Below are 21,690 nucleotides of genomic sequence, written 5' to 3'. Positions count from 1 at the left end.
GTGGGAGCCGCCATGGCACACGGTCGCTATGGGCACAGGGGCGGAAGACAACGGCATGAATGGTTCGTATCAACTCCCACGGCGCACCGCAAGAGAGACACCGGAGCGGGCGGGTGATTGTGAGCGATGCAGGCGAAGTGGCCGGGGAATCCGAGTCAGCGTTTTCGGCTGGCCTGCTTCTTTTCGCCGTTGGTATGTGTCAGTGCAAACAGCAACTGGTCCAAGATATGGACAAGATGATGCGTGGAAAAAGAGCGATAGCGCATATTGAATAGCAAATTATCGTAAATTGTGCTTTCGCCGTTACCGAGTTTTTGCTTGAAATATCTTTCGAGAAAATTGCTAATATCACCTTTGTTGAAATGGTTTGTGTCTTCATTTATAATAATGCGGTGCCTCAAGTATTCATTGCCGGTCAAATAATCAACAAGTTGTTGAATGGCCAATATAAGAGCGAGGCGTTCGTTGATATCGGCAATTTCATTTTCGAAGTGCTCACGAGCGATGCGTTCTCGCTCTTCCCTCACCTCACTTGACAAACTGACATTATCTGCGGTATTTCCGCAAATGGGGCAATGGGATGCCCCCAGGGAGCTTCCCCCTTGGGTCCGAAGAACGGTAAAAGCACGAACCGGCTTCAGCTTTTTGATCCAGAACGAAAGACTCGCCATGGATTTCGTCGGGCGAATACCATTCTTCTGCCAAACGGCAAGCTGCCGGAGTTCAAGATCCCACTGTTGAACCACGTCCCCTAGAATACGCATCGACGGAAAACAGATGATGCGATAGGTGGGGGTCTCGAAATGCTGCCTCGTTAAATCTTTGAGGAGTTTGTGCAGATCAATGGCGCAACGGGCGATATAAACTTTTAAATGATCGTCATTCATTTTAATTCGGTGTCGGCGATTTAAAAATAAATTTTTAATAAATAAAAATATTTTTTATTTACTGTCGTTGCTTGTGTAAATCGAACGGTTGTCAAAAACACCGACTAAATTTACTCTGCTTTCACTTAAACGAGATATGCGCTCAAAGGCTTGTTCGGGGGTTTCGCCGCGGTTGGGGGGTTCTGTTCCTGTTAGGCCTATGCGTTGGAACACTGAGGCAACTCGCGCTACGTGCGCTTCCTCAGGGTGTCTTGAATCGGTACCGAATTTGCGGCTGCGAAATTTGCGCTTTCCAGCCATGGCACTCTCCGCTGCTATCAATGAGAAAGCTTTTTCTACTATTTCATTTTCTTTTTGTCAAGAAAATACCAAAGAAGAAGGATCAGCAATACATTCCAAAGTGTAAGCCTACGATAGGAATGTCTTGCTGACCATTATAATGGACAAAGCACGGCGATGGTTAAGAGGGATTACCCCACCCGTCGCAGCCGTGCCACGAAGAACCCGTCGATTCCCCCCAGATCGGCCAGCATGCCGGGCAGCGCCCGGATCTCGCCGCGCTCGTTGACCACCTCGGCCAGACCGCCCAGCTCATCCGCGGTGATGGGCGCCCGTTCCACCCGGCTGTCCTGGGACAGCAGATGGTCGATGCGCTGCTCGCCCTCTTCCGGCTGGATGGAGCAGGTGCAATAGACCAGCAGCCCGCCGGGGCGCACCAGATCCACCGCGTGGGCCAGCAGCCGGGCCTGGGCCTTGGACAGCTTGGCCACGTCCTCGGGCGATTTCAGCCGGGCCACGTCGGGGTGGCGGCGGATGGCGCCGGTGGCGGTGCAGGGTGCGTCCAGCAGCACCGCGTCGGCGGGTGCGTCCGGGGTCCACAATGCCGCGTCGGCGGTGACCACCTCCGCCGTCAGGGACAGGCGGGTAAGGTTGGCGGTCACCCGCTCCAGCCGCTTGGCCGAACGGTCCAGCGCCGTCACCTGCGCCCCGCGGGCGGTCAGTTGGGCGGTCTTGCCGCCCGGCGCGGCGCACAGGTCGAACACCCGCCTGCCCGCCAGATCCCCCATCACCTTGACCGGCAGGGACGCGGCCAGATCCTGCACCCACCATTCCCCCTCGGCGAAGCCGGGAAGCTCGGTCACCGCACCGCCGGTCCAGCGGCGCAGCGTGCCGGTGGGCAGCAGCCGGGCGTCCAGCGGCTCGGCCCAGGGGGCGGGGTCGCCCTTGACGGTGATGTCCAGCGGCGCTTCGCCCAGATGGGCGTTGACGATGGCGCGGGTGCGGGCGGTGCCGTACGCCTGCCGCCACGACAGCCACAGCCAGTCGGGGGTGTTGAGCCGCCCGGCGTCCTGCCGCTCCACCTGGGCCGCCCCTTCGCGGGCCAGACGGCGCAGCACGGCGTTGATGAGGCCCTTGTACGGGCCGGCGCCCACCCGGTCGGCCAGGGCCACGGTGGTGTCCACCGCCGCATGGGCCGGCGTGCCGAGGAACAGAAGCTGGGCGGCCCCCAGCCGCAGCAGGTCGTGGACCAGCGCCTTGGGCTGGCCGGGGTTGTCGAGGGCGGCCAGGATCACGGCGTCCATCTGCCCCAGCCGGCGCAGCACGGTGGCGCACAGCATGCGGGTGAAGCCGCGGTCGCGCGGCTCCAGCCCGGCGAGGCCCGGATGGGCATCGAAGGAATCGTCGAAGGGCAGGGACTTCCGCAGCACGTCGCGCACGATGTCGAAGGCGGCGGCGCGGGCCTGGAGCGTGGCGTCGGCGGCGGAGGGGATCATGGATGGGGTCATGGATGGGATGTAGCGCGGACGGGCGGGGGAGTCGATGATTTATGGGTGCTGCCATGCCGCACTGTTGGGAACGGCGGCTTTTCCGTACTATATGACGGACACGCGATGCCGCGCCCCAGGAGTTTTCGATCATGGCCGCCAAGAAGGACGAGGACGACGACAACCTGACGCCCGAGCAGGCCCAGCTTGCCATCGAAAAGGCCGCCCAGAAGACCCCCGCCGTCGCCCTGTTCCGCGACAAGCTGGCGAAGATGCTGTCTGATGAGCAAGGCCAGCAGTTGATGGTCAACGCCATCCGCCGGATGCTGCACGAGTGATGATGAAGATCCCCCTCGCCCCACCGGGGAGAGGGGCGCGCGAAGCGCGGGGGTGAGGGGCGGATGTCGCGCGTCAGCCCGACATCCGTTGCGAAGCAACCCCGAATCCCGAGGTTTCGGGAGCCTTGCGGCTCGATTTTCGGGCTGGTGCTGTGAAAATCGGCCCTCACCCTACCCCTCTCCCCGGTGGGGAGAGGGAATATGACCAGCGGCCCGTCACCCTGCCGTCAGCCCGCGCAACTGACGGTTCGCCACCGCCAGCATCGCCAGATCCGCCGCCGGCTGGGCGCGCAGTTCGGCCAGAAGCTGTTCCACCCGCTCCACCGCCGCGCGGCGCTGCTCGGACCAGGCTTCCACGGGGTTTTCCGCCGGCAGCCCGTCCGCCGCCTCCAGCACCCGCACGGTCAGGTTCATCTGGTGGGCGAACAGGTCGTCCACGATGGCGGCCACCGCCTGTTTCTGCCAATGGGTGTCGGTGCGCACCGTCACCGCCCGGTCGCGCAGCCATTCCAGCCCGAACCGCCGGCCCAGCAGGAAATAGACCGCCGCCACCGCCGCCACGCTGCGGCCCGTGCGCCCGGCCACCCGCACCAGATCGGGGGCCGCCGCCAGCACCGGCAACGCCGCCACGCGGGCCGCCAGATCCGCCGGCACCCCCTGATCGGTCAGGGTTGCCGTGCGCTGGGCCAGACGGTCGGCCTCCTCGGCGTCCAGCACAGTGTCCAGCCCGGCGGTCAGTTCCTCGATGCCGGGGCGGAAGGCGTCGGTCTGGGCGGCGATGTCCAGCGGCTGCGGGCAGGTGGTCAGGAACCACGCCACCGCCCGCTCCATCAGCCGCACCGTGTCCACCACCATCGACGTCTGCACCGCGGCGGGCACGCGGTTGTCGAGATCCTCCACCGCCGCCCACAGGGGCCGCAGGCCGAAGGCGTCGCGCACGATGGCATAGGCCCGCGTCACGTCCGACGGCCCCATGCCGGTCTTTTCCATCATCTCCTTGACGAACACCGGCCCCACCCGGTTGACCAGCGAATTGGTCACCGCGGTGGCGACGATTTCCCGCCGCAGCCGGTGGCGCCCGATGGCGTCGGCGAAGCGCTCGCGCAAAGGTGTGGGGAAATAGCGGACCAGATCCTCGGCCATGAACGGATCGTCGGGCAGATCGCCGGCCAGCAGGTCGTCGTACAGCGTGATCTTGCCATAGGCCAGCAGCACCGCCAGTTCGGGCCGGGTCAGCCCGCGCCCGTCGGCCATGCGGGCGGCCAGTTCCTCGTCGTCGGGCAGGAACTCGATCCGGCGGTCAAGCCGTTTGGCCTTTTCCAGCGCGCGGATGAAACGGGTCTGCGGATCCAGTTGCTCGGCCCCCAGCGCCTGGGCCACGGTCAGCGCCTGGGTCTGGCGGTAGTTGTCGGCCAGCACCAGCCCCGCCACCTCGTCGGTCATGGCCGCCAGCAACTGGTCGCGTTGCTTGACGGTCATGTCGCCGCGGCCCACCACGTCGTTCAGCAGGATCTTGATGTTCACCTCGTGGTCGGAGGTGTCCACGCCCGCCGAATTGTCGATGGCGTCGGTGTTGAGCCGCACGCCGTGGTTGGCGGCTTCGATGCGGGCGCGCTGGGTCATGCCCAGGTTGGCCCCTTCGCCCACCACCTTGGCGCGGATGCGCGCCCCGTCGATGCGCAGGGCGTCGTTGGCCTTGTCGCCGGCGTCGGCGCTGGTTTCGGTGGACGCCTTCACATAGGTGCCGATGCCGCCGAACCACAGCAGGTCCACCGGCGCCGTCAGCATGGCCTGCATCAGTTCCGCCGGGGTGACGCTGGCGCGGGTCAGGCCGAAGCACGCCTGGATCTCCGGCGTCAGGGTCACCGCCTTGGCCGTGCGGTCATAGATCCGCCCGCCCGGCGACAGCAGCCCGGCGTCGTAATCGGCCCACGACGAGCGCGGCAGGGTGAACAGCCGCTGCCGCTCCGCCCAGCTTGCCCCGGCGTCGGGGCTGGGGTCGCAGAAGATGTGCCGGTGGTCGAACGCCCCCACCAGCCGGATGTGCCGCGACAGCAGCATGCCGTTGCCGAACACGTCGCCCGACATGTCGCCCACCCCGACCACGGTGAAATCCTGGGCCTGGATGTCGGTGCCGATCTCGCGGAAATGGCGCTTCACCGATTCCCACGCGCCCCGCGCGGTGATGCCCATCTTCTTGTGGTCATAGCCCGCCGAGCCGCCGGATGCGAAGGCATCGCCCAGCCAGAAGCCGTACTCCAGCGACACCCCGTTGGCGATGTCGGAGAAGGTGGCCGTACCCTTGTCCGCCGCCACCACCAGATAGGGATCGTCGCCGTCCCGGCGCACCACCCGCTCCGGCGGCACCACGCCCCCCGCGGCGTCCAGAGTGTCGGTGATGTCCAGCAGGCCGCGCATCAGGGTCTTGTAGCACTCGATCCCCTCGGCCTGCTGGGCGTCGCGCCCGGCGGACGGGGGCGGGGGGCGCTTGACCACGAACCCGCCCTTGGATCCCACCGGCACGATGACGGTGTTCTTCACCATCTGCGCCTTCATCAGCCCCAGGATCTCGGTGCGGAAATCCTCGCGCCGGTCGGACCAGCGGATGCCGCCGCGGGCAACGGGGCCGCCGCGCAGGTGCACCCCCTCCATCCGCGGGGAACAGACGAACACCTCCACCCACGGGCGGGGCAGGGGCAGATCCTCCACGGCCGCGCTGTTCAGCTTGAACGAAATGTAGCCCTTGTTCTGGTAGGCGTTGGTGCGCAGCACCGCCTGCACCAGATTGACCAGCCGGCGCAGGATGCGGTCCTCGTCCAGATTGGTCACGTCGTCCAGCGCGCGGGCGATGGCGTCGAGGATCGGTTCCTCGTCGGCCCGGCGGTCGGGGTCGAACCGGGCGTGGAACAGCCGCACGATCAGCCGCGCCGTCTGGGGGTGGGCGGCCAGGGTCGATTCGATGGTGTCCTGGCCATAGGCGAAGCGGGCCTGCTTCAGATACTTGGCCAGTGCCCGCAGGATGGTCACCTCCGCCGCCGTCAGCCCGGCGCGCAGCACCAGCCGGTTGAAGCCGTCGCTCTCCATCCGCCCGTCCCACACGGCGGCCAGCGTGTCCTGGAACTTCTCCTTGATCTGCACGCAGTCGATGGGGGCGCCGGTCTGGCTGCGGGCGGTGAAGTCGTGGATCCACACCACCGACGGCGGGGCGTCGCCGCGGGCCGCCGGGGTGATCTCATAGGGCTGTTCGGTGATGACGTGCAGGTCCATGCGCTCCAGCATGGGCAGCACGTCGGACAGCGGCACCGGGCGCCCCTCGTGATAGATCTTCAGGCTGACCTCCGCCGGGTCGGCCTCCAGCGGGCGGTAGAGGTTGATGCCCAGCCGGCCCGATCCCACCGCCGATTCGATGCGCCCGATGTCGTGGACGGCGGCGTCGGCGGTGAACGCCTCGCGGTAGCCGGCGGGAAAGGCCCCGGCGTAGCGGGCGAAGAGGGCCGTTCCCCGCTCGTCGCCGTATCCGTCCGACAGGGCGGTGCGCAGATGGTCGTTCCAGTCCCGCGCCGCCTGGGCCAGCCGGATTTCCACGTCGGCCACCGTCACCGGCGGCACGTGGCCGGGGTCGGTGCGGATGATGAAGTGGATGCGCGCCAGAACGCTTTCGGCCAGTTGGGTGTAGAAGGCGGAGCAGGTGCCGTTGAACGCCTGTTCCAGGATGCTCTGCATCCGCCGTCTCAGATCGGTATCGTAACGATCCCGCGGCACGAACACCAGACACGACACGAAACGTTCGAACGGGTCACGCCGCACGAACAGCGCCAGCCGCTGGCGATCCTGCAGGTGCAGGATGCCCAGGGCCGTGTCGAACAGCTCCCGCTCGCCGATCTGGAACAGCTCGTCGCGGGGGTAGGTCTCAAGGATGTTCAGCAGCGCCTTGCCGTCGTGGCTGGCGGGGTCGAATTCCGCCTGCTCCAGCACCGCCGCCACCTTGCGTCGGACGAAGGGGATCTCGCGGGGGCGGCGGTTGTAGGCCGAGGAGGTGAACAGCCCGACGATCAGCCGTTCCCCCACCACCTGCCCATCCGGGCCGAAGCGCTTGACCAGCAGCGCGTCCATGGGGGCGGCACGGTGAACGGTGGATTGCCGGTTGGCCTTGGTCACCATCAGCACCCGCGGCTGGCGCAGGAAATCGCGCACGTCGGGCGGCAGGGTGCTGTAGTAGCGCAGCCCGTCGAACACCGTCACCGCGTTGTCGCGCAGGATGCCGAGCCCGCTGTCCTCTTCGAGATACAGGCCGGTTCCGCCATCGGTTCCGGCTTCGAAACGATAATCGCGGTATCCCAGATAGGTGAAATGGTCCTCGTCCACCCACCGCAGGAAGGCTTCCGCCTCGGCGCGTTCGTCGGCGGGGATGGCGGCCAGCTCGCCCACGGGCGCCGGTGCGGCCACCTCGGCCAGCATGGCGGCCACGCGCTCGCGCATGGCGGGCCAGTCGGTCACCGCCGCGCGCACGTCGCGCAGCACCGCCTCCACGCCCGCGGTCATGCGGGCCAGCGCCTCGGCGTCGCTGACGGCGCTGATCTGGATGTGCATCCACGATTCCTTGACGCACGCCCCGTCCTGGCAGGTGTCGGGGGCGGCGATGTCCGCCAGCGCACCGCCGTCGCGGACCACCCGCACCACCGGGTGGATCACCAGCGACACCGTGTGGCCCTGGCGGTTCAGTTCCGCCGTCACCGAATCGACCAGGAACGGCATGTCGTCGTTGACGATCTCCACCACCGTGCGCGGCGACTGCCAGCCGTGGGAATCCAGCCGCGGCGACAGTACGCGCACCTTGGCCTGTCCCGGCGCGCGGTCCTGGCCCCATTGCCAGATGGACAGGGCCGCCCCGTAAAGCTGGTCCGCCGGGGTCTGCACGATGTCGTCGGGGGGCACGTTGGCGTAGAACTGCCGCACGAACCGTTCCGCCGCCTCCGCCCGGCCCTGAGCCAGCCGCCCGTGCACCTGACGCACGATGGTTTCGGTCAGCTCGTCCTTCATCTGTTCGGCCCTGAGCGCCATAATCCTTTCCTTCCCCGCCATTTGTTCCGCTCTCATGAAGCTGGAGCGCTGTTGGCTAAGAGATGTGGTTTCGTCCTCCCTCTGTCCATCGGCGGTAGGATCTTCTCCTTTCGTTTGGGGATCCTCCCACCCCAGAGGAGACGCCGTATATCCATCGCGTGGCTTGCCGACGCTCGGGTGCCGCCCAAGAATTCCTGTGTTTGGCGGAATTCCGGCTACCGGAGATGGTGGAATGGAACAGATGGGGTGGGTGCTCGTGACGGCGGCGGCCCTTCTGTGCGGCGGGGCGGCGGGGTGGTTTGTGCGCCTGCGCCTGGGGCACCCCAGCCCGGCCCCGTCTCCGGTCCTGTCCCGTGACGGAATGGTCCAGGCGGTGCTGGACGCCGCGGTGGACGGAATGGTGATGATCGGTGCCGACGGGCACATCCGCGCCTTCAGCCGGTCGGCGGAACAGATCTTCGGCTACACCGCCGCCGAGGTGATCGGCCGCAACGTCAGCATGCTGATGCCCGAACCCCACCGCAGCCGCCATGACGCCTATCTGCGCCATTACCTGGAAACCGGGGAGGCGCGCATCATCGGCATGGGCCGCGAGGTCGAAGGCCTGCGCAAGGACGGCACCACCTTCCCCATGGATCTGGCGGTGGGGGAATCGGTGGTGGACGGCGAACGGCTGTTCACCGGCATCGTGCGCGACATCGCCGCCCGCAAACAGACCGAGGAGCGGCTGCGCTACAGCGAGACCAAGAACCGCGCCATCCTGGAAGCCGCCGTCGATGGCATCGTCACCATCAACGAACGCGGCATCATCGAAAGCTTCAACCGCGCGGCCGAACGCATCTTCGGCTACACGCCCGCGGAGGTGCTGGGCCGCAACGTCAGCATGCTGATGCCCCAGCCCGACCGCGGCAAGCACGACGGCTATCTGCGCAACTACATCACCACCGGGCACGCCCGCATCATCGGCATCGGGCGGGAGGTGACGGGCCGGCGCAAGGACGGCACCACCTTCCCCATGGAGCTGGCGGTGGGCGAGGGGTATCTGGACGGGCGGCGCATCTTCGCCGGCACCGTGCGCGACATCTCCGAACGCAAGGCGGCGGAAAACGCCCTGCGCGAAGCCAAGGACGAGGCGGAGCGCGCCAACCAGGGCAAGACCCGCTTCCTGGCCGCGGCCAGCCACGATTTGCGCCAGCCGGTGCAGTCGCTGGTGTTCTTCACCGCCGCCCTGGCCGCCCGCGTGCCCCCCGGCCCGGCGCAGGCTATGGTCCGCGACATGGAAATGGCGGTGGAAGCGCTGAAGATGCTGCTGGATTCGCTGCTGGATGTGTCAAAGCTGGACGCGGGCGTGGTGACGGCCAAGCCCATGCTGTTCCCGCTCGACACCCTGCTGGCGACCATGCGCGCCAATTACCAGCCGCTGGCCGACGCCAAGGGCATCGAGCTTGCCATCATCCCGTCAACGGCGCTGGTCCGTTCCGACCCGGCGCTGCTGGGCCGGCTGGTGCAGAACCTGCTGGACAACGCGCTGCGCTACACCGAGCGGGGCAAGATCCTGGTGGGTTGCCGCCACCACGGCGAGACGCTGACCATCGAGGTGTGGGACACCGGCATCGGCATCCCCGCCGCCCACCTGACCGAGATCTTCGAGGAATTCACCCAGCTTGCCAACGCCGAACGGGACCGCAACCAGGGGCTTGGGCTGGGTCTGGCCATCGTGCGGCGGCTGGCCCGGCTGCTGGGCCACAAGGTGACGGTGGATTCCCAGCCCGGCTGCGGATCGGTGTTCCGGGTGGAGGTGCCGTTCCAGCGCGCCGACGCCCATGCCCGCCGCGCCATCGCCCGTCCGCTGCACACCCCCATCGGGGCGGCGGTGCGCGGCACCATCGTGCTGATCGACGACGAACCGGTGGTGCTGAGCAGCCTTCAGGCCCTGCTGATGGGCTGGGGGTTCGACGTGGTGGCTGCCACCTCGGCGGAAGAGGCGATGCAGCGGCTCCAGGAACAGCCGCAGCCCCCCGCCATCATCCTGGCCGATTACCGTTTGCGGGAGGGGCGGACGGGCACCGAGGCCATCCGCGATCTGTGCGGCATGTACCACCGGGCGATTCCCAGCATCATCCTGACCGGCGACACCGCCCCCGAACGCATCCGCGAGGCCCAGGCCAGCGGCATCAGCGTCCTGCACAAACCCATCACCCCACCCGTGCTGCTGAACGCCCTGTCGGAGACGATGGGGAGTGCGTGAAATATGTACAGTACCTATGGGTACTGTTCAATTTTCAAATTCCCACTTAATATTATAAAGTAACTTTTTTCGCATGTACTTATAAATTTCCCCATTTCCAAGATTTATAGCATCTCGAGGCTCCACTTCGTAGCCGTATGCCTCGTACATAGGTATTTTCCCTTCAATAGCTTGAAGTTCAATTTCCATAAGCTTGTGGCATCGCGCCCAATTCTCAGCCCAACGCATGAGAATATTCGCAATGCCCTGTTTATGAAATTTTTTGCCAACCGCAAGTACGTCGATGGATATGCCTTGCCTCTTAGTCTTAAAAAAATGAATGTATCCAGCTATTTCCTCGCCAATCTCATAAAGAAAAACGTGATCACCCTTTGATTTGTGATAATACCACAAATCAGCCAAGGTTGTTTTGTCTATAGAGGCAACACCGCTTTCTACAGTTTGCTGCTCATGTATTGTGTCAGAATTTTTAATAGCTCGCAACACGCCAAAGGGGGGATGTTTTTTTATGATCCGATTGTTTGCAATCTTCTCCAACTGGAAGAACGCTCTATCATGCTCTTCGATCATAACACCAAAATATGTTGGTATGTAATCTGACGTTCTTTTGATAACTAAACCATAACTTATAAGATTTGTAGCATTATTTTTCATCAACCAATCGGTAGCAAGTTGCATACTCGATCCAGAATGAATCGGACCGTCAACAAGAAAAACTACATGATTTTCTTGTAACGGAAAGCAGGACTTCGGGGTGTGGTTTCTGACCTGATTGCTGCCACGCTCCACAGAAAGACGCTCAATTTTTATGTCGTTTTCGAGCAAAAATTCATTTCCAAAAACGCTTGCGAGAGCGTCAAGAATTTTATCGCCTGATGAACCAAGCGACACCCAGATTTTTGGAAAATTATGGCCTAAATTAAGAAGCCGCTCTCGCAAATCAATTAAATAGGCATTAACAATCTCTTTGGTTAAAAAATGCGTATGCACAATTAAGCTCCACGCAGCACTCGAAACGCGCCGATGGGATGGGCTTCGAGAACCTCTCCAAAAGCCTCAAAGTAGCAATCGCTGCATACATACTTGTCACCGCACTTACGGCAACCGGTAATGCTTTCTTGCAAAGGCACGCCACAGGTCCCGCATCCCTTCACCCCCGGCGTTGGCTGCTTGTCGTTAAGAGCCTTCTGGTCCTTTGCAAGCGCCTCACGAAATTGCAGGATATTCATTTGTCCCTCAGGTTATGTGCCAATTTGAAGCTCAATCCCTGGGAAGCGATAAATAATGAGTGAGGCACAAAAAATCAATATATTAATGCACAGACCAGCAACCTCCCCCGGATGGGGAGCGTTGCGAGAATCCACATAAATTTGAATGCATTAAGGCTTATGCCACGTAACGCTCTCCAATTGATAGGGTGTGTACAAGAGGGAGGTGGGATAGGGTAAGACTTGTGTCAAGAGGGGGGATCTTATCCGAGAGCGGATCTTCCCTGTTGAATCCATGAGTCATCAGAATATTGTTTAGTGATACAGCCCCACGGACTCGAACACCGTGCCGCCGCTGCCCAGCTTGAATTCGGTGACGCCGGGGGCGGTGTCGGGGTTGATGCCGCCCAGATCCAGCCAGCGGAACCCCCGTTCGCGCAGGTGGCCGACGGCCTGCCACAGCACCAGACGCATGGCGCTGGTCTTGCGCCCCTTGTCGTTCGACCAGCCGAGCTGATAGGTCGCCGCCGTGCCATGGCCGAGGAACAGGCCGGCGGCCACCGCCTCCGTGCCGTCCAGGGCGGCGGCCATCAGCACCCCGTCCTTGGCGTGCAGCGCGTTGCGCAGGCGCACGGCGAGCGGGCCGGACATCTCGCGGTAATGCTTCACCTGCGCCTGCTCGTGCTCCTGCTTGGCCAGCCACGGCAGGTTCCGGGCGGCGGGGTCCAGATCCATCGTCAGGCCGGCCTTTTCCGCCCCCTTCAGCCGCTGGCGCCAGTCGCGGGCCATGGCGGCGCGCAGCACCGCGTCGGGCTGGGACAGGTCGATCCACACCGTGCGGTATCCGGGGCCGAAACGGCGGAACCCGGCCCCGGCCAGCAGGTCGGCGTTGTCCGGCGTGTCGGGAAGCTCGGGCAGGAAGCTCAGCCGCGCCAGGGGATTGTCGGGGCAGGCGGCGCGCAGCAGCCGCAGCGCCCCGGCCACCGCGTCCGGCGGTGGATCGCCGAACCACAGCGGCCCGCGGTGGATGCGGCGCAGGGTGAACAGCTTCAGGTGCCGGCGCTCCAGCACCTGCACCATGCCGGCGGGCGCGCCGTCCACCTGGATCACGCCCAGTTTCGGCAGCCAGCCATAGGTCTTGCTCATGGCCTGGGCGTAGCCGAACGCCTGGGGCAGGGTGGATTGCGGCACGCGGGCGAACAGGGCGTCCCAATCGCCCACCGTGCCCTCGTTCCACTGGATGGTGACGGTCATGACGGGATCAGGCAGGCGGCAGGGCCGCCGTCGCCTCTTCCACCTGGGCGAAGGTCGGTTTGTATTCCGGTTCCAGCACGTTGCGGGCGTATTCCACGGAAATGGCGGGGGCGTAACCGCACAGGTGGGCCACCAGCCCCGTCTTCATCGCCTGATAATACTTCCCCTCGGCGTGGTAGATGTGCTTCAGGCCGGACGCGATGGGGGCGAAGAAACCATACGCGAACAGCACGCCCGAGAACGTGCCCACCAGGGCGGCGCCGATCAGCTTGCCCAGCACCTCCGGCGGTTCGGTGATCGAGCCCATGGTGTGAATCACGCCCAGCACCGCCGCCACGATGCCCAGCGCCGGCACGCCGTCGGCCATGCCCTGGATCGCGTCGGACACCCGCTGGTGCTCGTGGTGCATGGTCTCGATGTCCTCGTCCATCAAATCCACAAGCTCGTGCGGGTTGTCCGCCCCCAGCGACATGAGCCGCAGATAGGTACACAGGAACGCGATGGCGTGATGGTCGCTGTAGAACTTGGGGAACTGCTGGAAAAGCGGCGAATCCTCGGGCTTTTCGATGTGCTGTTCCAGGGCCAGCAGACCCTTGGTCTTGGCGATCTTGAACACCTGATACATCAGGGTCAGAAGCTCGAGAAAATCCTCTTTCTTGTATTTCGGCCCTTTGAACAGGTGGCCCAACTCACCGCCCGTGTGTGTCACCACGCTTTTTGGGTTGCCGATGAAGTATGCGCCGACCGCGGCCCCCAGAATGATCAGGAACTCGTACGGCTGCCACAGCACGCCCAGGTGTCCGCCGTTGAGCAGGTATCCGCCCATCACGCAGCCCAGCACCACAGCGAAACCGATGATCACAAACATGCGGTCGAACTCCCAACGGCTGCCCCGCCCCGGTCCCGGTGACCTGTTCCGGTGGCCGGCGCGCGGGTGTCACCATTGGGGGCACAACGCATTAATGTTTTGCAAACGCTATCGCGCTGTCACGAAGAAATACTGCGGCGGATTGGTCGGGCCGGGGGTGGGGTAGCTCCAGGCGTCCACCATGAACGGCGGGATGTTGCGCATGTCGGCCCGCACGATGCCGAACCCCGGCGGCGGCAGCGACACGCCGATGGTGAAGAACTGGTCGGCGGCGATGTCCAGGATCCCCCGCATCAGCCGGGCCTGGGCGTCAGGGTCGCTGGTCTCGCGGATGCGGTCGTACAGTTGCAACTGGTCCAGCACGCTCTGGGGCGGGCGTTCGGCGATGGCGTCGCCGCGTTCCTCGATCCAATGGACCCAGCCCAGGCCGAAGATGGAATCGTCGGTCAGCGCCATGAACAGGAACGGCTCGTTCACCGGGTCGATGCCGCCGTCGGGGGCGGCGGTGGTCATGTCGAAATCCACCCGGTCGCGCACGGCGTTGATGATGCCGCGGTCCAGCGCCTGCACCTGCGCGTCCACGCCCACGGCGCGCCAGTATTCGGCGATGCGGGTGATGGCGCGCACGTAATGGCCGCGGTCGCGCCGCACCAGGATGTCGAAGCGCACCGGCTGCCCGTCGGGGCGCAGGCGGATGCCGTCCGGCCCCCGCTTGTCCAAACCGGCCGCGTCCAGCCGGGCGTTGGCCGCCGCCGGGTCATAGGTGGTGTACTGCCGCGCCAGCCGTTCGTGGAAATAGCGGGATTCGGGCCGGGGTGCCGCCTGATACGGCTCGCCCTGGCCGAACATCTCGGCCACCAGCGCCTTGCGGTCGATGGCCTCCGACAGGGCGATGCGGAAATCCTTGGTGTTGAACAGCGCCCGCTTGGCCGGGTCGGCGTGGGTCAGGTTGAAGCCCAGCACCAGCGTGTTGCTTTCCGACGACAGGGTGCCGAAGCTGCGGAACCCCTTGGCCTGCAGCGCCGCCATGCTGTCGGGGGACAGGGTGGTGCCCACGTGGCGGGCCTGCATGTCCACCTGTCCCGCTTCCGCCAGCCGCTTCAGCTCGTCGGCCGATTCCACGCGGTAGACCGACAGCGCGTCGATGTAGGGCAATTGCTGCCCCGCCGGGTCGATCTTCCAGTAATAGGGATTGCGGGTGAAGACGTAACGGGGCGGGTCGCCCGGTTCCATCCGGTCGAGCACCCACGCCGACAAGGTGGGCACCGCCTCGGCCTTGACGGGGGCCTCGCCCGGTTTGGGCGCGCCCGCGGGCCGGCGCAGCAGCGTGTCGGGGGACGAGGTGTAGTGGTTGATGCGTGATTTCAGCCGGAACAGCTCGGCGGCGTCCTTCACCCCGGCCTTGTCGATCTCCTGCTGGATGCCGTCGGGGTTGTAGCGCGGGTGGTAGCGGGACAGCACGTGCTTGGGGAAATCCGCCGGCCCCTTGGTGTCGGCGGCGGACGCAAGACGCTGGAGGAACAGGCTGTTGGGGGCGGCGAAGGTGAATTTCACCACCTCCGGCCCCAGCGCGGTCACCCGGCCCACCTGCCCGCCGGTCATCATCCAGCGGGTATGCCGCGGGGCGATGTCGGGGTTCAGCAGCACGTCCTCGTACCAGAACATGATGTCGTCGGCGGTGAACGGTTCCCCGTCCGACCACCGCAGGCCCGGGCGCAGACGGAAGGTGAATTCACGGGCATCGGCGCTGACCTCGAACGACTGGGCCAGATTGGGCACCACCCGGCGCCATTGCGGATCCCACCGCACGAGCTGTTCGTAATCGACGGTGCGGTACAGCATCAGCCCGTCGCCGTTGCCGATCATGCCCATGCCCCAGGTGCCGCCGTAGCGCCCGATTTCCTCCAGCGGCTGGAGCAGCAGCGGCGTGCGGGGCAGGCGCTGGGCCACGGACGGCAGCTCGCCACGCGCCACGCGCTCGGCCAGGACGGGGGCTTCCTTGTAGAGTGGCTGGGCGTGCGTGGGCGCCGCGAACCCCGCCAGTGCGGCCAGCAGCGGCAACGCCGCTTTCCAGGCAGCCTTCATCCCCGTCTCCCCGCCCCCCGTGGCCGTGTGGTTCCCGGTCCTTCGGGCTGTATCGTCATATTCGAGTACACGCAGGTTTATCACACCCGTGTCTGCGGGCCAATCGGTGGAAGTATGAAAAAAGGAAGACTCCAAACGAAAGGGCCGCTCCCCGGGGGGAGCGGCCCTGTCTGCGTCACCGGACAGTGTTGGCGTTTACGCCGCCTTCCACAGTTCGGGGATGGCTTCCAGCGTCTGGGCCATCTTTTCACGCTCCTGCTCGATTTCGGCGGGCAGGTGCTTGCCGAAGCGGGTGAAGTAGTCGCCCTGGTCGGCCACTTCCGCCAGCGCTTCCGCGCGCGAGATGTCCATGATCTGGTGGTACTGCTGGGCCGAGAAGTTCAGCCCCTTCCAGTTGATGTCCTCGTAGTGCGGCATGTAGCCGAACGGACCTTCCAGCGGGGCCGGAGCGCGGTCGCGCACGCGGTCCACGATCCACTTCAGCACCCGCATGTTGTCGCCGAAGCCCGGCCACGCGAACTTGCCGTCGGCGTCCTTGCGGAACCAGTTGACGCGGTAGATGCGCGGCAGCGCCTCCACCTTGGTTTCCATGGTCAGCCAATGGTTCCAGTAATCGCCCATGTGGTAGCCGCAGAACGGCAGCATGGCGAACGGGTCGCGGCGGATGGCGGCCTGGCCCACCGCGGCGGCGGTGGCTTCCGACCCCATGGTTGCGGCCCAGTACACGCCCTGGCGCCAGTCGCGGGCTTCGAACACCAGCGGGAAGGTCTTCGACAGGCGGCCGCCGAAGATCATCGCCGAGATCGGCACGCCGGCGGGATCTTCCCACGCCGGGTCGATGGACGGGCACTGGCTGGCCGGCGCGGTGAAGCGCGAGTTCGGGTGCGCCGCCTTGCGGCCGCAGCCCGGCGTCCAGTCCTTGCCCTGCCAGTCGATGAGGTGCGCCGGCTCCTCGTCGGTCATGCCTTCCCACCACACGTCGCCGTCGTCGGTCAGCGCCACGTTGGTGAAGATGACGTTGGCGTCCAGCGTCCGCATGGCGTTGGGGTTGGACTTCAGGTTGGTGCCGGGGGCGACGCCGAAGAAGCCCGCTTCCGGGTTGATGGCGCGCAGCGTGCCGTCGGGCTGCGGCTTCAGCCACGCGATGTCGTCACCGATGGTGCGGACCTTCCAGCCTTCGAATTCCGCCGGGGGCACCAGCATGGCGAAGTTGGTCTTGCCGCAGGCCGACGGGAACGCGGCGGAGACGTAGGTCTTCTCGCCCTCGGGGCTTTCCACGCCCAGGATCAGCATGTGCTCGGCCAGCCAGCCCTGCTCGCGGCCCATGGCCGAGGCGATGCGCAGCGCGAAGCACTTCTTGCCCAGCAGCGCGTTGCCGCCGTAGCCCGAGCCGTAGGAGACGATCGAATGCTCCTCGGGGAAATGGACGATGTACTTGTTGTCGGCGTTGCACGGCCACGCCACGTCGGCCTGGCCCTCGGCCAGCGGCGCGCCCACCGAATGCAGGCACGGCACGAAATCGGCATCGCCCAGCTGGTCCAGCACCGCCTGGCCCATGCGGGTCATGATGCGCATGTTGACGGCCACATAGGGGCTGTCGGAGAGCTGCACGCCGATGTGGGAGATGGGGGAGCCCAGCGGGCCCATGCTGAACGGCACCACATACATGGTGCGGCCCTTCATGCAGCCGTCGAACAGGGCGTCCAGCTTGGCCTTCATGTCGGCCGGGTCCATCCAGTTGTTGGTGGGCCCGGCGTCTTCCTTACGCTGAGAGCAGATGAAGGTCTGGTCCTCGACGCGCGCCACGTCGCCCGCGTCGGAGCGGCAGAGGTACGAGTTGGGGCGCTTGGCCTCGTTCAGCTTGATGAAGGTGCCGGCGGCCACCATCTCGGCGCACAGGCGGTCGTATTCCTCCTGCGAGCCGTCGCACCAGTGAACCCGCTCCGGTTTGCACTTCGCTGCGATCTCCTCGACCCAGTCCAGGAGCTTCTTGTTCCGAGTGCGCGTCAGTCCAGTCATATTACCTTACCTCTCAGCCTTTTCTTTGGGCGCTTTTCGCATTGTTTGCCGGAAAGCCATGGCGGCCGCAAAGCCGTGTGTACCGGGAAAACGAACCACCGCCGCCGGGAATTATTCCGGCGGGCGTGCGCGTTCCGTTGGCCCCGTTTGTCCCCTACGTCACCTTGGAACGGCCCATTCCCCGTGCAGCCGGCGGAAGGGGGCCGCCGTGTGGCGTCCTGCTCTCACGCTCTGCCGGACCGTCTGAGAGGGCCGGTGCGGGATTGGATGGCAATGTGATCCACTGCGTCGATCTCCTGGTGGTGTGTCAGAAGCGTGAGGGCCGGAGCCGGGCCGCTGTTTTGTCGCGGCTTCTTGCGGATTTGGTGGAGGTAGTCAACCGCCCGATGAATCACCATCGGACCGAAGGATGCCCCCTTTCGTCGAAAGGACGGGCAGGAAAGCCGGAACGCCGCCGGGGCCGGCGGCGGTGTGGGGAAAATCGAGCCGCCGGTGCTGCCCCCCGCGGCAGAGGTCCAGACCGTCCGGGTCGGCCCCGGTGACGGTCCAGCCGTCGTCCGCGATGCCGGCCGTGCCGGCGGCGGCGATGGCCGCGGCCTCGCCGGTTTCCCACGCGGGTTGCGGGGCGGGGGCCAGAAGATCGGCGGCGTCCAGCCAGTGCACCCGCCCGAACCCGGCCACCAGATGCGCCCGCTCCACGGTCATGGCGTGGATGGCGAAATCGCCGAAGCCCAGGTACGTGGCGGCTTCCGCGTGACGGGCCAGGAAGCGCGCCCGGTGGCGCGGATCGTCGCTGCGGGCGATGCGGCCCAGAACCGACAGGTGCGGGCCGGACAGCGGCTGGTCCAGCCCCGCGGTGCCGTCGAACAGCAGCCCCGCCCGGCCGTCGGCGGCCAGATTGCGGGTATGGTCGGCCAGGGTGGACAGGCACAGAAGCGGCGTGCCGTCGTGGTCGAAGGCGCACAACACCAGCGAGGGATAGGGGAAGCCGGCGTTCCCGCCGCCGCCGCCCGCGGGCCGCTGGACGGTGGTCAGGGTGGCGCGCCCGGCGGCGCGCAGGACACGGCGGGCGGCCACACCCGACTGCCCGCTCTCCGGTTTCCCATCGGTGGGCGTTTCAGCCGCTTGCGGGGAGGGTTTTCCCCCCCCAATGACGGTTTCCCTTGCGGGGCCGCGAGTCGATGTGTCCGAACTCATTTATTCGTTGCGCTCTGTCCAAACGGAGGTTGGTGCGCGTTCGGGTGCCGCTTGGCCGCCATATTGGCGCGGAGACTGCCCCGAAGAAAGGAAAAACTGACATCGGCGCTGCGGAATCATCTTTAAGGATGAGTGGTAAGACCACAAGACATAAGATGTCGCACCGTCTAAAGGCATGACCGGGCGGGCGCGGCGCTGTGCCGCGGCGGGGGTGTCCCGTTTTCCGCCTCAATCATGCTGCAAATGCACAGCCTCGATTTGGCCCGGCTTGATCTGTCCCGGCCTCTTTGCCCATATGTGTGCCCATGGCTCAGACACCGCCCGCCCCTTCATCCGCCGCTCCCCCATCGTCCGGCATCCCGGTCATCGTGCTGGTGGACGACGACCGCAACATCCTGACCTCCGTCGCCATGGCGCTGGAGGCCGAGGGGTTCGAGGTGCGAACCTATTCCGACGGGGCGGAGGCGCTGCGCGGCCTGACCCAGCGGCCCGCCGATCTGGCCGTGCTGGACATCAAGATGCCGCGCATGGACGGGCTGGAGCTTCTGGGCCGCCTGCGCCAGACCACCTCCATGCCGGCCATCTTCCTGACCAGCAAGGACGACGAGGTGGACGAGTTGATGGGCCTGCGCATGGGGGCCGACGACTACATCAAGAAGCCCTTTTCCCAGCGCCTGCTGATCGAACGCATCCGCGCCCTGCTGCGGCGGGAGGCGCTGGCCCGCGACAAGACCGCCGCCGCCGCCGATCCGGGGCAGGTGCTGACCCGCGGCGGGCTGGTGCTGGACGGGGCGCGCCATTCCTGCACCTGGAACGGCCAGCCCATCGACCTGACCGTCACCGAATTCCTGCTGGTGAAGGCGCTGGCCCAGCGTCCGGGGCATGTGAAGAGCCGCGACCAGTTGATGGACGCGGCCTATGGCGAGCACGTCTATGTGGATGACCGGACCATCGACAGCCACATCAAGCGCCTGCGCAAGAAGTTCAAGGCGGTTGATCCCGGCTTCGCCCAGATCGAAACCCTCTACGGCGTCGGATACCGCTACCGGGAATCATGAGCCCGGCCCCCGTGAGCGTGTCCCCATGACGGGGGACAAGGCGCGGCGGCTGGTGTCGCCGCTGACGTTGCGTATCCTGGCGGTCAACGTGCTGGCGCTGGCGCTGCTGGTGGGGGCGCTGCTCTATCTGGGCCGTTACCAGGACCGGCTGATCGGGGCCGAACTCGACTCGCTCAGGACCGAGGCGCGCATCTTCGCCTCTGCGCTGGGCGAGGGGGCGGTGCAGCCGGCCGAGGACGGCTCGCTGGGCGAAGCCTATGTCCTGTCGCCGGAACTGGCGCGCCAGATGGTCCGCCGCCTGGTGGAAACCACCGAGACCCGCACCCGCCTGTTTTCCGGCGACGGGCAGGAGCTGTCGGACAGCCGCGTGCTGACCGGCTCCCCCGGCACCATCCAGATCGAGGTGCTGCCCCCGCCGCGCGAACCCGGCGCCGCCCCCGGCTGGGCCGAACGCCTGTACGCCTGGCTGACCAACGTGATGCCGGAGCGCGAGGAACTCCCCCTCTACCGCGAGGCCGACGATCCCACCGGCGCCGATTACCCCGATGTGGAACGGGCGCTGGCGGGGGAGGTGTCGGCCACCGTCTGGCGGGTGGAACGCACCGTGCCGCGCCCCGGCCTTATGCTGACCGTCGCCGTGCCGGTGCAGCGCTATAAGGAGGTGTTGGGGGCGGTGCTGCTGTCCCGCGACGGGCGCCCGATCGAAGAGGCGCTGCGCTCCGTCCGTTTCGACATCCTGCGGGTGTTCGCCGGGGCTCTGGCGGTGACGGTGCTGTTGTCCTTCTATCTGGCCAGCACCATCGCGCGGCCCGTGCGCAAGCTGGCCGTGGCGGCGGAGCGCGTGCGCTCCGGCCACCGTCCCGGCAAGCACCGGGGCCAGAGGGAAGGGGGCGACGCCATTCCCGACTTCACCGCCCGCGGTGACGAGATCGGCGAGCTGTCGGGGGCGCTGCGGGCCATGACCGCCGCCCTGTGGGCGCGCATGGACGCCATCGAGCGCTTTGCCGCCGATGTGGCGCACGAGATCAAGAACCCGCTGACCTCCCTGCGCAGTGCCGTGGAAACCGTGGGACGGGTGGACGATCCCACCCGCCGCGCCCGGCTGATGGCGGTGATCGCCGACGACGTGCAGCGGCTGGACCGGCTGATCACCGACATCTCCAACGCCTCGCGGCTTGACGCCGAACTCAGCCGGGCGGAATGGGAAAACCTGGACCTCGCCGCCATGCTGGCGATGCTGGGGGATCTCTACGCCACCACCCACGGCGACGATGACGGCGGGGACGGCGCCGCCCCGCGGGTGGAGGTGTCGGTGGTCCCTGGCCGCGGCCCCCTGACCGTGCTGGGGCTGGAAGGGCGGCTGACCCAGGTGTTCCAGAACCTGATCGCCAACGCCCTGTCGTTCTCCCCACCCGGCGGGGTGGTGCGGGTGACGGCGCGGCGCGACGGCGCCATGGTGGAGATCACCGTTGCCGACGACGGCCCCGGCATCCCACAGGGCAAGGAGGAGGCCATCTTCGAACGCTTCTACACCGAACGTCCGGCGGGAGAGAAATTCGGCACCCACTCCGGCCTCGGCCTCAGCATTTCCCGTCAGATCGTGGAGGCCCACGGCGGACGCATCACTGCGGCAAACCGACACGGCGCCGATGAAAACGTTGCCGGAGCCTTGTTCACCGTCCGGTTGCCTTTTTCATAAAT

General features: G+C 65.7%; 13 protein-coding genes. 4 read left to right on the top strand and 9 right to left on the bottom strand.

Annotated features, from left to right (window positions below; all coding sequences use genetic code 11):
* Nucleotides 1–155 precede the first annotated feature (155 nt).
* Together M2352_RS02625 and M2352_RS02620 are read right to left on the bottom strand one after the other, a co-directional pair.
* Nucleotides 156–887, bottom strand: a complete 732-nt coding sequence (locus M2352_RS02625; RefSeq protein ID WP_264662953.1) for a hypothetical protein — start codon at nt 885–887, stop codon at nt 156–158.
* 470 nt (nt 888–1,357) lie between these two features.
* Nucleotides 1,358–2,662, bottom strand: a complete 1,305-nt coding sequence (locus M2352_RS02620) for an RsmB/NOP family class I SAM-dependent RNA methyltransferase (protein ID WP_264662952.1) — start codon at nt 2,660–2,662, stop codon at nt 1,358–1,360.
* Between the two features lie 143 nt (nt 2,663–2,805).
* Here M2352_RS02620 and M2352_RS02615 point away from each other — a divergent pair, with 143 nt between their 5' ends.
* Complete coding sequence (locus M2352_RS02615; protein ID WP_264662951.1) at nt 2,806–2,991, top strand: hypothetical protein; 186 nt, start codon at nt 2,806–2,808, stop codon at nt 2,989–2,991.
* A gap of 216 nt (nt 2,992–3,207) precedes the next feature.
* Here the strand turns inward: M2352_RS02615 and M2352_RS02610 are convergent, their stop codons facing one another.
* The gene (locus tag M2352_RS02610; protein WP_264662950.1) at nt 3,208–8,052 is read right to left on the bottom strand and encodes an NAD-glutamate dehydrogenase; all 4,845 of its coding nucleotides are present in this window, start codon (nt 8,050–8,052) and stop codon (nt 3,208–3,210) included.
* Nucleotides 8,053–8,293: 241 nt separating this feature from the next.
* On the opposite strand from M2352_RS02610, the gene M2352_RS02605 reads away from it, so the two are divergent.
* Nucleotides 8,294–10,300, top strand: coding sequence for a PAS domain-containing hybrid sensor histidine kinase/response regulator (locus M2352_RS02605; protein ID WP_264662949.1), 2,007 nt, complete (start codon nt 8,294–8,296; stop codon nt 10,298–10,300).
* A gap of 27 nt (nt 10,301–10,327) precedes the next feature.
* Here the strand turns inward: M2352_RS02605 and M2352_RS02600 are convergent, their stop codons facing one another.
* From M2352_RS02600 to M2352_RS02575, 6 genes are all read right to left on the bottom strand, one after another.
* Nucleotides 10,328–11,290, bottom strand: a complete 963-nt coding sequence (locus tag M2352_RS02600; protein WP_264662948.1) for a GNAT family N-acetyltransferase — start codon at nt 11,288–11,290, stop codon at nt 10,328–10,330.
* 533 nt (nt 11,291–11,823) lie between these two features.
* Nucleotides 11,824–12,762 carry a lipid II:glycine glycyltransferase FemX gene (locus tag M2352_RS02595; protein WP_264662947.1) on the bottom strand — a complete coding sequence of 313 codons (939 nt, stop codon included), beginning with the start codon at nt 12,760–12,762 and terminating at the stop codon, nt 11,824–11,826.
* Between the two features lie 7 nt (nt 12,763–12,769).
* Nucleotides 12,770–13,630, bottom strand: a complete 861-nt coding sequence (gene motA, locus M2352_RS02590) for a flagellar motor stator protein MotA (protein ID WP_264662946.1) — start codon at nt 13,628–13,630, stop codon at nt 12,770–12,772.
* A gap of 108 nt (nt 13,631–13,738) precedes the next feature.
* A complete protein-coding gene (locus M2352_RS02585; RefSeq protein ID WP_264662945.1) occupies nt 13,739–15,715 on the bottom strand; it encodes an ABC transporter substrate-binding protein in 1,977 nt (658 codons plus the stop codon).
* Nucleotides 15,716–15,910: 195 nt separating this feature from the next.
* Nucleotides 15,911–17,734, bottom strand: a complete 1,824-nt coding sequence (locus M2352_RS02580; RefSeq protein WP_264662944.1) for a phosphoenolpyruvate carboxykinase (GTP) — start codon at nt 17,732–17,734, stop codon at nt 15,911–15,913.
* 375 nt (nt 17,735–18,109) lie between these two features.
* Nucleotides 18,110–18,811, bottom strand: coding sequence for a HugZ family pyridoxamine 5'-phosphate oxidase (locus M2352_RS02575; protein WP_264662943.1), 702 nt, complete (start codon nt 18,809–18,811; stop codon nt 18,110–18,112).
* Between the two features lie 425 nt (nt 18,812–19,236).
* On the opposite strand from M2352_RS02575, the gene M2352_RS02570 reads away from it, so the two are divergent.
* Both M2352_RS02570 and M2352_RS02565 read left to right on the top strand, forming a co-directional pair.
* On the top strand, nt 19,237–19,989 hold the full coding sequence (locus M2352_RS02570; RefSeq protein WP_319802014.1) for a response regulator transcription factor: 753 nt from the start codon (nt 19,237–19,239) through the stop codon (nt 19,987–19,989).
* Between the two features lie 25 nt (nt 19,990–20,014).
* On the top strand, nt 20,015–21,688 hold the full coding sequence (locus M2352_RS02565) for a stimulus-sensing domain-containing protein (RefSeq protein WP_264662942.1): 1,674 nt from the start codon (nt 20,015–20,017) through the stop codon (nt 21,686–21,688).
* Nucleotides 21,689–21,690: the final 2 nt, after the last annotated feature.

This window comes from Azospirillum fermentarium, from assembly GCF_025961205.1.
GTDB lineage: Bacteria > Pseudomonadota > Alphaproteobacteria > Azospirillales > Azospirillaceae > Azospirillum > Azospirillum fermentarium.
This window is presented reverse-complemented; position numbering and strand designations above follow the sequence as displayed.

Excerpts from the sequence above, each read along its gene's own strand:
- M2352_RS02625 (WP_264662953.1), bottom strand. The coding sequence starts at position 887 with ATGAATGACGATCATTTAAAAGTTTATATCGCCCGTTGCGCCATTGAT.
- M2352_RS02615 (WP_264662951.1), top strand. The coding sequence starts at position 2,806 with ATGGCCGCCAAGAAGGACGAGGACGACGACAACCTGACGCCCGAGCAG.
- M2352_RS02620 (WP_264662952.1), bottom strand. The coding sequence starts at position 2,662 with ATGATCCCCTCCGCCGCCGACGCCACGCTCCAGGCCCGCGCCGCCGCC.
- motA (WP_264662946.1), bottom strand. The coding sequence starts at position 13,630 with ATGTTTGTGATCATCGGTTTCGCTGTGGTGCTGGGCTGCGTGATGGGC.
- M2352_RS02585 (WP_264662945.1), bottom strand. The coding sequence starts at position 15,715 with ATGAAGGCTGCCTGGAAAGCGGCGTTGCCGCTGCTGGCCGCACTGGCG.
- M2352_RS02570 (WP_319802014.1), top strand. The coding sequence starts at position 19,237 with ATGGCTCAGACACCGCCCGCCCCTTCATCCGCCGCTCCCCCATCGTCC.
- M2352_RS02605 (WP_264662949.1), top strand. The coding sequence starts at position 8,294 with ATGGGGTGGGTGCTCGTGACGGCGGCGGCCCTTCTGTGCGGCGGGGCG.
- M2352_RS02565 (WP_264662942.1), top strand. The coding sequence starts at position 20,015 with ATGACGGGGGACAAGGCGCGGCGGCTGGTGTCGCCGCTGACGTTGCGT.
- M2352_RS02595 (WP_264662947.1), bottom strand. The coding sequence starts at position 12,762 with ATGACCGTCACCATCCAGTGGAACGAGGGCACGGTGGGCGATTGGGAC.
- M2352_RS02610 (WP_264662950.1), bottom strand. The coding sequence starts at position 8,052 with ATGGCGCTCAGGGCCGAACAGATGAAGGACGAGCTGACCGAAACCATC.
- M2352_RS02580 (WP_264662944.1), bottom strand. The coding sequence starts at position 17,734 with ATGACTGGACTGACGCGCACTCGGAACAAGAAGCTCCTGGACTGGGTC.